We start from the raw sequence: 12,760 nt of genomic DNA, 5'->3' as shown, positions 1-12,760 counted from the left end.
CCCCCGTTCTAATTTTGTCCTTCTTGTTGTAATGGTTTAGCATATTCATAGTTGAAAATTTTACCAAGGCGTGGTATTTCAATTAAATCTTCCTTTGTTATATCAACGGTTATTCCGTACCCTTCCTTTAATTCCCACACAATACCCCATCTCATATTCAAGGCTGCTTCTAAAGTATCTGGGTTACCAATAGCTTTTATTACATATGGTGCTTTAGTTGTAACTCCATTTATTTGTATACCATTTGATGTGTAATAAATCTCTGTATTAGCAGTATATCTTTGTCCATTAATAGAAATCGCTTCTGCACCAGCTGCATTAAGTTTGTTAATAGGTTCTAACAAAGCCACATCGTAGTAATACATAATTATACTTTCATCAGTGCTAAATTCATGAACTGGATCATTTATTTCTATTGTTACTCCTGGACCTATTGCAGGTTGAAATCCTGCATATAGTTGATAATTATTTAAGTCATTCCTTAAGTTATTGATAATAACATTCTCATCTGCTTCTGAGAGTTGATACTCCGTTAATCTATCTTCTAGTTCCGTTAATTCATTATTTAGCTGCTCTTTTTCTTCTCTTAGGTCTTTAAGTTGTAGGGATAGTTGTTGTACTTTTTGAGTAGAAGCTACCCCACTATCTGAGGAGTTTTTTACAGCTTGTATTTGCATTGAAATAACAAGGCCCAAAATAAGACACAGTGTTAGCAGTGCTATTCTTCCGTTTCTTTCTTTCATTAAAATTCCTCCTGATCTTTCTCTTTTACAGAGAAGCGTTCCCCAAATCGCATATCTATAATGACGTTAGAACTATTACTTGTTATTAACTGATGCATAATTTCTTTTAGTGATGTAACAATGTACGCTGGATCATCACCAGGGTTTATCCATGCCTCAATCTCATTTATAAGTATAAGAGAGATTACATCTGGCTCTTGTAATATATTAATTTCTGATATTAAATCATTTATTTCAAGTAAGTTAGAGGCTTCAATAATCTTAGATATATATATTAATTTTTCATCATTTTGTACTGAAATTTTTTCTCCAACTTCTAAATTATCTATCATTAATCCTGTAATAAGAATATAGTTATCTTTATATATGCGATTGTTTTCGATTTTTAAAATATATCCTTCATGGTCTATATAAATGTAGGAACCCATATTGGGTATAATCGCATAATATTCTCTTTCCCTTATATCAATGCTCACTTTATTTGGGAATCTTTTTCTTGCTAAAACTTCTGATATATACGGATGTTTTAGTAAGTTTTTCTCAATATCATTTAGATTATATTTCAGTATATTTCTACCTAGGGTTAGTTTCCCACTATCAATTACTTCTTCATCACTAACATAATTTGTTCCTGTAATTTCAACTTCTTTTAAGTTAAATAAGTCTGATTGTAATAAATAGTAAATTCCCAATAGTATAAAAACAAGTAAGATTACAATTATTTTAATATATTTTTTAAAGTATATATATTTAAATTTATTGGTTTTTTTTATTTTTTTTTCCATTGTTATTCCTACCTTCAGGACAGCATGTACAAATTTTTTTTGTATAAATGGCAAGCTTAATCGAGCCGCCATTATACTTATTATATTATATTTTTTATGATTATTAAAGTAAGGAATTATATTCTCACTATTTCCGCCCCTACATTATTTAAATCTCCATCTATATTATCATATCCTCTATACACGTGCTTTGAGTTTTCAATTATTGTCTGTCCATCTGCCGCTAAACCGGCTAAAATAAGCGATGCGCCTCCACGTAGATCATTTGCTGAGACTGTTGCACCACTCAGTTCTTTTACACCTTTTACAATAGCTACTCTACCATCAATTTTAATATTTGCATTCATTCTTGTTAATTCGTTAGCGTGTTTATATCGATTTTCAAAAATATTTTCTTTAAATATAGTTATTCCATCACTTATTGCCATTAATGTCATCATTTGAGATTGCATATCTGTAGGAAAGCCTGGATAAGGCATGGTTCTAATCGCTTCAATAGCCCTTATATTTTGTGGTGCTATTATTCTTATGCTGTTTTTAGATGAGATAATTGTTGATCCAGCTTCTCTTAGCTTAAATAGAGTTGATTGTATGTGTTCTGGTATAATGTTGTTTAATATTACATCACCACGAGTTATCGCTGCTGCAATTAGATAAGTCCCAGCTACAATTCTATCTGGTATAATTCTGTGTTCTACGTCTTTTAATTTATTTTTATTGACGCCTTCAATACTGATTGTTGCACTACCTGCTCCTGTTACTTTTCCACCCATTTGGTTTATAAATGTCTGTAAGTCTTGTATTTCTGGTTCTCTAGCTGCATTTCGTATAATTGTAGTCCCTTCGGCAAACACAGCAGCCAACATTATATTCTCAGTTGCTCCAACACTAGGAAAATCAAGTTGAATTTCCGTACCTTGAAGTTTATTTTTTAAATCACATAATAAAAATCCATGCTCTTCTTTAATTGTTGCCCCCATCTCTCTTAATGCTTTTAAATGTAGATCAATGGGTCTTGGCCCCAATTCACAGCCTCCTGGATAGCTAATTTGCACCTTTCCACACCTGGTCAAAACTGATCCAAGAAAAACAATTGAGGATCTCATCTCTCTAACAAGATCTTCTGGAATTTCATAATTATTAAGTTTGCTAGAATCAACAATCACTGTATTGCCTTCTTTTTTAACAGAACAGCCAATTGATTTTAATATTTTTATCATTAGTTTTACATCTGACAGGTTGGGAATATCATGTATAACATTTATACCACCATTAAGTACTGTGGCTGCAAGTATAGGTAGTACTGAATTTTTGGCTCCTTTAACTCTTATACTTCCTTCAAGCCTGTTCCCGCCCTTTACTAATAGCTTACTCAACTAAGTCACCTCCAGAACTATTACTATTTATCCAAACATATGTTAAATATTGCATTTAAAAAAATGTATATAACTATACTATGCGTGAATTTCTAGAGGTGTTACCTTTTGTTTTTAAGCATTTAGAAGTTGCTGTATCTCTTTGTATATTGTTTCTAGAGCATTTGTAACAGCGGATTTTTTACTACTTTCTTGCATTTCTCTATATTTGGTCTTATTATCTAAAATTAATGTCAAGCTATCGTAAAGATTTTTAGAAGTTAATTTATTTTCTTTAATAACCACTGCTGCACCTTTATTCTCTAAGGCAATGGCATTAAATTCTTGATGATTTTCTGCAGTGTACGCTTTCGGAACTATAATTGCAGGTTTCCCTAGTGCAGTTACTTCTGAGAGAGTAATTGCTCCTGCACTACATACAACAATGTCCGCTGCCTTTAATGCATGAGGCATATCATCTAAGTAAGGTAGAATTTTATCAACTGTGGATAGATTGTTGTTAGATTTCAATTCCTCCATTACACTCTCATAGTGATTTTTCCCTGTAACAAATAATAGTTGGAACTTTCTATTATTATATTCTTTTAATAAGTCTATAGTGGCCTTATTTACACTATCGGATCCACCGCTTCCACCAACAACTAGAACCAAAGGCAATGAGCTTACACCCTTATACTTTTCGGTTGCATCGGACAATTGAACATTTAAAAATTCTTCTCTAATTGGATTTCCTGTAAGCACTAATTTGTCTTGACTTTTAAAGTGCTTTCTTGCATCATCAAAGCTAATGGCAACTTTGTCTACGTATTTTTCTAAGATTCGATTTGTTAATCCTGGAAAAACATTTTGTTCATGTATTATTGTTTTTATACCTAAGTATCTTGAAACAAAAAGAACAGGTCCACAAACAAACCCACCGGTTCCTATAACAATATCTGGATTGAATTTTTTCACTATACTTCTCGCTTGAACTATTCCTCTTAATAGCATCACGGCGCTTTTTACATTGTGGTAAGAAATCTTTCTTTTTAAGTAGCTAACTGTAATTGTTTTTATTTTAAATCCTGCCTTAGGCACAATCTCGCTTTCAAGTCCCTTTTGTGTGCCAATAAATAAAATATCCGCTTTAGGATTTTCTTTACGTATTTTATTCGCTATTGCTATTGCTGGATATATATGTCCTCCAGTTCCGCCTCCACTGATTATTACTTTCATTTTTTTCAACCCCTATTCAAGTTTCGAATGTTTAGATATATTTAGCAAAATACCAATAGAAGCCATAAATATAACTAATGCATTCCCACCAAAACTAATAAAAGGTAATGGCATACCTGTTACTGGCATGGTAGAAGTTGCAACTGCAATATTTATAAGTACTTGGACTATAATCATACTTATTATTCCAGTAGCCATTAAACAACCTAGCATATCCTTTGCATTTACAGCAACCATAATACCTCTCCAAATTAATATGGTAAATAATAAAATTATACATGTTGCTCCAATAAATCCTAATTCCTCAGCTATAATTGCAAATATAAAATCATTTTGAGGCTCTGGCAGAAAAAATCGTTTTTGCATCCCACCACCAAAACCTTTTCCAAACAACCCTCCACTACCTATTGCTAAAAGTGATTGAACTGCTTGAAAACCTGCACCACTTGGATCTGCCCATGGGTCAATAAATGCTGTAATACGTCTAGCCTTATAACTATTACCCGATACAAATAAGTACGTAAATAGAGCAGCTCCACTAGCAGCTCCAGCTGCCATCAATGCGTAGAAATGGGTTAACTTTACTCCACCAACAAAAACCATTGCAATAATTATACTAAAAACTACAAACCCAGTACTTAAATCTGGTTGCTGTAAAATTAACCCAAATAGTATACTTCCTAAAATTAAATAGGGAAGTAAACCATATATAAACGTCTGCATTTTTTCTTTCTTTTTACTAATGCTTACAGGAACAAAAATAATAACTGCAAACTTTGCGATTTCAGAGGGCATAATTGTAAATGAACCTACCCCAAGCCATCTTTGTGCTCCGTTAACTTCCTTACCTATAGGTGTTATTACTACAACTAATAGAGCAATTGTGATCATTAGTATTATGTTAGCAAAACGCGCAAGTTTCCAATAGCTATAATTTGTGAAATACCACATTGCAACAGTCCCTATACTAGCCCAAATTAGAATTCTTTTTAAGAAATGATACTCATCCCCCATAACATCTCTAGCATATTCATAACTCGAGCTAAAAACCATAATTATTCCACAAGTCACGAGCAAAGCTACTGTAATCAAAATTGTTTCATCATAGGATTTTTTTTGCTTCATACAGCTCACCCCTTTAATTTGGATACAATGCGCTTGAAATGATTCCCACGTTCTTCAAAGTTTGTGTACATATCCCAGCTAGCACAAGCAGGGGATAGTAAAATTGCTTCCCCTTCACTGGCTTGGTTATATGCTTTTGATACTCCTTCATCAAGATCTTTGACAATATGTACAGAATCGAAACCATTCAGTTTTGCTGTTTCAAAGAGTTTTTTACTTACTTCTCCGAAAACATACAAAACTTTAACTTTTTTCTTTATAACTCTAATAAATGAAGTAAAATCAGTATTTTTATCCATTCCTCCAGCAATTAGAAGTATTGGTTTCTCAACTGCTTCAATCGCTTTGTTTGCAGACTCTACGTTGGTTGCTTTAGAATCATTAATGAACTCTACACCATTAATATTGGCGATTACTTGTAGTCTATGATCTACACCTGAAAAACATTTTAGTGAATTTGAAATAATTTCAATATCTATCCCATATATATATGCCATAGCAGTTGCTGCTAATGCATTCTCTAAATTATGTTTCCCAGGTAATAATATATCTGCAGTGTTTATAACTTTTCTCTCTATACCGTTTTTCTTAATTACTATATAATCATCCTTGACAAATATACCTTCCTCAAGTTCTTGTCTTCTACTAAAGTAAATTACTTTTCCATTTGTTCTATCAATTTTATTACGACAATCTAAATCATCATAGTTAATAATGCTATAATCTGTTATAGTTTGATTTTGGAAAATAGAAAATTTAATATCTATATAATTATTCATGGTATAATGTCTATTTAAATGATCAGGAGTTATGTTTAAAACAGTTGCTACATTTGGATGGAACTTATCACAACTTTCTAATTGAAAGCTACTAATTTCTAAAATTATAAAATCATCGTCTTTAGTGTCTAATGCTTTAGATATTGCAGCAGTTCCGATATTTCCCAGAATAAACACATTCTTATTAGCATTTTTAAATATTTCTCCTGTTAATGCGGTTGTAGTAGTTTTTCCATTTGTACCCGTTATTGCAATTATTTGGCCTTTCATAAGCCGATAGGCTAATTCGATTTCACCAATCAACTTCACACCTTTTTGTTTTATCTGCTTAATAAATGGGATATCCAATGGAACCCCTGGAGAAACAACTACTAAGTCTATATGACCTAGTTCATCAATATTAATAGGGTGTTTTCCTAAGTAATATTTAACATTAAATTCACCTAACTTTTTTAAGGTTTCCTCTAGTTGAGTTTCATTTCTAGCATCATTTACTATAATGCTTGCACCTAGGTCGTCTAATACTTTTACAAGAGGTATACCTGTAGTTGCTAATCCAATCACTAGAACATTTTTATTATGTAAATCCACTTAATCACCTGCTTTCTAAAACAAACCTAACCATCCTATTAAACAAAGTATTACTGTTGTAATCCAAAACACTGTAACTACTTTAGTTTCAGCCCACCCTGACAACTCGTAGTGATGGTGTAATGGACTCATCTTAAACACACGTTTTCCAGTTAACCTAAAAGAGAAAACTTGAATAATTACTGATAAAGACTCAGCAAAATATATTCCTCCAACAATTGGTATTATTAAAGTTACGTTCATCAAAACTGCCAACGATGCTATTGCGCCACCTAATGCTAGTGATCCAGTATCACCCATAAACACTTGAGCAGGGTGAGAATTGAATTTCAGAAAACCTAAGCATGCTCCAGTAACTGCGCTAGCAAAAATAGCTAAGCTAGTAAATCCTTCTTGCATTGCTACAAATCCAAAAAAAGCAGCAATTATTAATGTAACCCCTGATGCTAATCCGTCTAAGCCATCAGTAAGATTAGCACTATTAACTGTAGCCACAACTACAAAAACTATAAACGGTATGTATAGTACCCCTAAATCAAGATACTGCGGTATGCTTAGGCTTCCTATTTCAAATTGACCATCTATAAAAGGTATTAATATTTTAGTATTGATCGCTTCGTGGGACTGTGATGTTTTATATATAGCTAAAATTACAGCTACAATAATTTGTAAAATTAATTTTTGGTACGCTCGTAAGCCTAGATTTCTTTTCATTACAACTTTTATAAAATCATCTATGAAACCTATAATTCCAAATGCTAATGTAACAAATAAAGCAACCCATAAATCCCGATTAATAATTCCTGATGTTAAAGATGTTATAAAAATTGATATGATAATTATTATTCCACCAATTGTGGGTGTGCCACTTTTTATTGAATGACTTTTTGGCCCTTCATCTCTTACCGTCTGGCCCACTTTAAGTTTTTTTAAAAATGGTATAATTAGAGGCCCTAAGATAATAGTTATAAAAAAGCCAATAATTATGGTATATATAAGCTGTTTCTGATGTATCATGAATTAGCTCCTCTCTTGTAGATTAGTTGCAATTTCATCCATTTTCATTCCTCTTGACCCTTTTAGTAAAATGACATCATCATCATTTGTAATCTCGACAATTTTTTTGAATGCTTCATCATTGGAGTGCGTTTCATAGATCTTATTAGTATCAAAACCTAATTTTTTAGCTTCATCAGCAATCCATGTAGCCATATTTCCTATCGTTATTAAGGTATCTATTTTGTTTTTGATTACGTATTCTCCAACCATGCGATGACCATATTCTGCGTGTTCTCCCATTTCAAACATATTTCCTAACACAGCTATTTTTTTATTGCCTTTTTGGCCTGATAGGACATTTAAGGCAGCGTTCATTGAGTCCGGATTGGCGTTGTACGCATCGTTAATGATTGTGTATCTAGGTAACTTGATTAATTCCAGTCTCATTCTCGTCGGTTTAAATGTACTTAATGCAGTATTTATTTCATCTGGGTTCATCTCAGCATAGATACCAACCCAAATTGCAAATAAAGCATTATAAACATTGTGAATTCCTGGTTGTTTAATTTCAAACCTGTACTTATGTTTCCCTATTTCTACATCAAATTCATATCCATTTTCATTTACGGTGTTAATTTCTTCAGCAAAAAAATCATTTTCTTTAGATAATCCAATAAAAACTGTTTTAAAACTATTGGATGGAGTATAATTTTTAAGCAGTTCGTCATCTCCATTTAAAAGTAAAATATCATTTTGTTTTAAGAAGGTACTTATTTCTAACTTTGCTGACATTATGTTTTCTTTACTACCTAAATTCTCAATATGGGATAGTCCAATGTTTGTTATAATGGCTATATTTGGCTCTACGATTTTAGCTAGATTTTCAATTTCACCTTTTTCCGACATACCCATTTCTAATACACTATATTGATGGGACTTATCTAAATTCAAGAGTGTTAGAGGTAATCCTATTTCATTGTTAAAATTTCCCTCATTTTTATGTGTATTGTACTTATGTGATAACACATGGCTGATCATGTCTTTAGTTGTTGTTTTTCCGGTACTTCCTGTTACTCCTACAAAAGGTACATCAAATAAATTTCGATAATAAGTAGAAATTTCTTGAAGATTAGCAAGTGTATTTTCAACTTGAATAAAAGAAACAGATTTAGTATCATTCTCAGCAGGATTGTACTTTCCTTTTTCATAGCATACCGCACTTGCACCTTTTTTAATTGCCTCTTCAATATAATTATGCCCATCAAAGTTTTTCCCAATTAAAGCAACAAACATTTCTCCTGGTTTAATCGTTCTTGTATCAGTAGATATTCCTAGTATCGTTGTCTGGGGATTTGTAATGATCGTACCTTCACATTTGCTGTAAATATTATCTATCCTTTGTTTTATCATGTATTATTCCTTCCTCTCTTGCAATTTGAAGCGCTACTTGCTTATCATCAAAAGAATATATGCTATTTCCTATTGTTTGATTTTTTTCATGTCCTTTTCCTGCAATAATTATAATATCACTTTTCTTCGCTTTTTTTAATGCTAATCGTATAGCTTTCTTTCTATCTTTTTCAATGATATACTGGCCTATTGTTGTATCAATACCATCTTTTATCATATTAATAATTTTGTCTAAATCCTCATTTCTTGGATTGTCTGCTGTAATAATCGTTAAATCACTGTACAAACCTGATACTTTGCCCATACCCGCTCTTTTACTTTTATCCCTTTCTCCGCCACAACCAAAAACACAAATGAGATTCGCCGTTGCAAATTTTTTAGCTGATTTCAAAACATTTTCTAATGCATCTTCTGTGTGAGCATAATCAATAATTACAGTAAATTCTTTTATTTCTTGTATAGTCTCGTATCTTCCAGGTGTCATTGATTTTTTTAAACCTGACACTATAAAATTCTTATCTATATCAAGGGCATATGCAGTAGCACTTGCAGCCAATGCATTATATACAGAAAATAAACCCGGCGTAGGGATATTAACAAACTGATTATATTTTGGTGTTATTAATTCAAAACTAACGTCTTTTATTGACATTTTTATGTTTTCAGCTCTTATTTCTGCTAAATTACTCATTCCGTAACTTATAGTAGGTGTTTTTTCTTGCTTTAGATCCAGCAGAATACTTTCACCGTGAATATCATCCATATTAATAATATTATACCTTAATGTTTTGTAAAATAATTGTTTTTTTGCATCTCTATAATTTTCCATTGTTTTATGAAAGTCTAGATGATCTGGTGATAGATTTGTGAATATACCTATGTCAAATTCCACTTGATCCACTCTTTTAAGCACTAAAGCATGGGAGGATACTTCCATAACGCAGGTTCTTATACCTTCTGAAAGCATATTTCTGAAAAGCGCTTGTAAATCTAAAGATTCTGGAGTTGTTCGTACTGCTTGTTTTTCCTCTTTTCCTATCCAATTTGATATTGTTCCAATTAATCCTACTTTATCATTGCTTTCTTCTAATATATTTTTAATCATATGAGATATTGTAGTTTTTCCATTTGTACCCGTAACACCAATCAGATTTAGTGATTTGCTTGGATTATTGTAATAATTCGCAGCTATCTTTGCCATTGCCTTGCGAGCATCCTTACTGTAAATCGATATAATTCCATTTTCAGAAGATATTTCCTCTTCTGAAAGTACGGCTATTGCCCCATTTTTCACAGCTTCATCAATAAATAATGTCCCATCAGCTTTAAAGCCAGGAATACATATAAATAAGCTGTTTTTTTTACATTCTTTTGAGTTATAACAAATGTTATCAATGTTTACTTTCATGTCATCATTTGTTTTAGTAACGCCCTCAAGTAAATGTTTTAAGAGCAACATAGCCCCCCCTTTATTTATTAAATTGAAATTAGATGTTTATAATAACTTATGCATTCTTTTAAAATGGCAACTCGAAATATTAATTTCGGTTGCCATTTATATTGTTTCTAAACTCAACAGTCACTACGGTTCCTTGTTTAACCAACTCATTAGGACTAGGTGATTGTTGTGATGCATAGCCTTCTCCTTGAGATTTTAATTTTAGTCCTAACCCGTTTAAAATAGTATTAACCTCTCTTATTGTTTTTCCCGTTAAATCTGGTACTCTAATTTCATTTGATCGTTCCGTATTTAGTTCTGTATATAATATTATAGTTGAATTTTCTTGTACTTTTGCTCCCGGTTTAGGAAAAGTATCCCTTACAGTCATATTGTCATAACTTAATGTTTCGGTCATATCTGAAAAATCTTGATCTGTTGTGTAGTTTAAATTACTTTGATTAAGTATTGTGGAAGCTTCTTTAATTGATATATTTCGAATATCTGGTACAACAACTTCCTTTTGAACAAATTTTTCCTCATCTTCCTCACTATACTTTGGTTTAATATCTAAGTATCTTAGCGTCTCATCTAATATATCTCTAGCTACTGGTGTTGCAATCACTCCACCAAAGTGACTATAACCATTTGGTTCATCTATTACGATTAATACAGCAATTTCTGGGTCGTCACAAGGCGCTACAGCTACAAATGAAGAAATATGTTTTCCTTGTGCATACGCACCATCAATTACTTTTTGTGCAGTACCTGTTTTCCCACCTATTCTATACCCTGGTATATAAGCTTTATTTTCTGTAGAGACTACTGATTGCATTATTTCTAGCATTTGTTGTGAGGTTTTTTCTGAAATAACCTGTCTCACCATCTTTTCCTCGAAATGATGTACAACGTTATTATTTTCGTCGACAAGCTCTTTTACTATTCTAGGTTGCATTAATTTTCCACCATTTGCTATAGCAGATGTTGCAGTAATAAGTTGGATAGGTGTTATAGATATACTTTGGCCAAAAGACATAGTTGCCAACTCTACAGGTCCTACATTATTTATATTATACATAAGTGAACTTCTTTCACCAGGCAGGTCAATACCTGTTCTTTCTGTGAATCCGAATGCATCTATATATTTATAAAATGTATCTACACCCATTCTCTGTGCTAATTCAATAAAAACTGGGTTATCTGAGTTTTGTACCGCTTCAGTTAAAGTTTGATGTCCAAAAGGATTATACCATCGCCAACTCTTTATTTTTCGCCCTCCAACTATTGCATAACCTTTCGAGTAAAATTCAGTATCAGGCGTCGCAATGTCTTCTTCTAATGCCGCTGATGTAGTAAATAGCTTAAATGTAGATCCCGGTTCATAAGTGTCATTAATAAGTGGATTACGCCACATGTCAAACCAAGTCTCAAGTTTCTCATCATTATTCATTTCATCTAATTGAATTCTTAAGTTCTCATCTAAAGGTACTCTAGGAGAATTTGGATCGTAGTCAGGTTTTACAGACATGGACAGTATGTCACCGGTTTTTACTTCCATAACTATTGCCATAACACGCTTAGCATCATTTTCTATTAGAGCGTTATATACTGCTTTCTCTGTAAAATGTTGTATCACTTCATCAATTGTTAAAACCACGTTCAATCCGTTTTCGGGAGGATGATACATAAGAGGACTATTGTCAATTTGTCTTCCCTTCCCGTCAGTTAGTCTTATTGTTCTTCCTGGTGTACCTTTAAGATATTTATTAAAAGCCATTTCGATACCTGCAATGCCCTCTCCATCATCAGAAGTATGGCCTAGTATATAAGCTGCAAAATCCCCGTATGGGTAGTTTCTTTTAAAATCTGGTTCAAAGGATAACCCTCTAATTCTAGCCTGTATAATTTCTCTTCGTGTATCATCGTCGACTGTTCTTGCTATCCTTACCAAACTAACCCTTGAGGTTATCTTCTCATATGTTTTTTCACGATCTAAGTCTAAAATTTCTGAGAGTACATCCGCTGCTTTATCAGCATCTCTTATTTCACTAGGTCTTGCCCAAAGAATAAAAGTACTAGTACTTACCGAAAGCATATTGCCATTTCTATCAAATATAGTCCCCCTTTCAGGACTAAGGGGTGTGTCTCTTGTTTGTTGAATATTGGCTAACTCTATGTGTTTCTCTCCTCTGACTATTTGTATCCAGCCGAGCCGAATTGTTAAGATAGAAATTGCAAAAATGACAGTACCAAAAATGAATAATAATCTTTTTTTAGTAGAAATATTTGGGACAGACAT

General features: G+C 32.6%; 10 protein-coding genes. All 10 read right to left on the bottom strand.

The window, feature by feature from the left end; all coding sequences use genetic code 11:
- Positions 1-8: 8 nt before the first annotated feature.
- Positions 9-743, bottom strand: coding sequence for a DUF881 domain-containing protein (locus RH915_RS00895; protein ID WP_310477359.1), 735 nt, complete (start codon positions 741-743; stop codon positions 9-11).
- On the bottom strand, positions 743-1,528 hold the full coding sequence (locus RH915_RS00890; RefSeq protein WP_310477358.1) for a cell division protein FtsQ/DivIB: 786 nt from the start codon (positions 1,526-1,528) through the stop codon (positions 743-745). Before RH915_RS00890 ends, RH915_RS00895 begins: the two co-directional genes overlap by 1 nt.
- Before the next feature lie 116 nt (positions 1,529-1,644).
- Complete coding sequence (gene murA / locus RH915_RS00885; protein ID WP_310477357.1) at positions 1,645-2,904, bottom strand: UDP-N-acetylglucosamine 1-carboxyvinyltransferase; 1,260 nt, start codon at positions 2,902-2,904, stop codon at positions 1,645-1,647.
- Between the two features lie 114 nt (positions 2,905-3,018).
- Complete coding sequence (gene murG, locus RH915_RS00880) at positions 3,019-4,119, bottom strand: undecaprenyldiphospho-muramoylpentapeptide beta-N-acetylglucosaminyltransferase (RefSeq protein ID WP_310477356.1); 1,101 nt, start codon at positions 4,117-4,119, stop codon at positions 3,019-3,021.
- Positions 4,120-4,131: 12 nt separating this feature from the next.
- A complete protein-coding gene (ftsW, locus tag RH915_RS00875; protein ID WP_310477355.1) occupies positions 4,132-5,244 on the bottom strand; it encodes a putative lipid II flippase FtsW in 1,113 nt (370 codons plus the stop codon).
- 5 nt (positions 5,245-5,249) lie between these two features.
- Positions 5,250-6,614 (bottom strand): UDP-N-acetylmuramoyl-L-alanine--D-glutamate ligase, encoded by a 1,365-nt coding sequence (gene murD, locus RH915_RS00870; RefSeq protein ID WP_310477354.1) that lies wholly within the window; start codon positions 6,612-6,614, stop codon positions 5,250-5,252.
- Between the two features lie 15 nt (positions 6,615-6,629).
- Positions 6,630-7,631, bottom strand: coding sequence for a phospho-N-acetylmuramoyl-pentapeptide-transferase (mraY, locus tag RH915_RS00865; RefSeq protein WP_310477353.1), 1,002 nt, complete (start codon positions 7,629-7,631; stop codon positions 6,630-6,632).
- 3 nt (positions 7,632-7,634) lie between these two features.
- Positions 7,635-9,023 (bottom strand): UDP-N-acetylmuramoyl-tripeptide--D-alanyl-D-alanine ligase, encoded by a 1,389-nt coding sequence (locus RH915_RS00860; protein ID WP_310477352.1) that lies wholly within the window; start codon positions 9,021-9,023, stop codon positions 7,635-7,637.
- Positions 9,001-10,479 carry a UDP-N-acetylmuramoyl-L-alanyl-D-glutamate--2,6-diaminopimelate ligase gene (locus tag RH915_RS00855; protein WP_310477351.1) on the bottom strand — a complete coding sequence of 493 codons (1,479 nt, stop codon included), beginning with the start codon at positions 10,477-10,479 and terminating at the stop codon, positions 9,001-9,003. Before RH915_RS00855 ends, RH915_RS00860 begins: the two co-directional genes overlap by 23 nt.
- Positions 10,480-10,561: 82 nt before the next feature.
- Positions 10,562-12,760, bottom strand: a complete 2,199-nt coding sequence (locus tag RH915_RS00850; protein ID WP_310477349.1) for a penicillin-binding transpeptidase domain-containing protein — start codon at positions 12,758-12,760, stop codon at positions 10,562-10,564.

Origin of the sequence: Serpentinicella sp. ANB-PHB4, assembly GCF_031432315.1 — a bacterium.
Classification (GTDB): Bacteria; Bacillota; Clostridia; order Peptostreptococcales; family Natronincolaceae; genus Serpentinicella.
The sequence above is the reverse complement of the archived record's forward strand: the minus strand, read 5'-3'. Positions and strand labels throughout refer to the sequence as shown.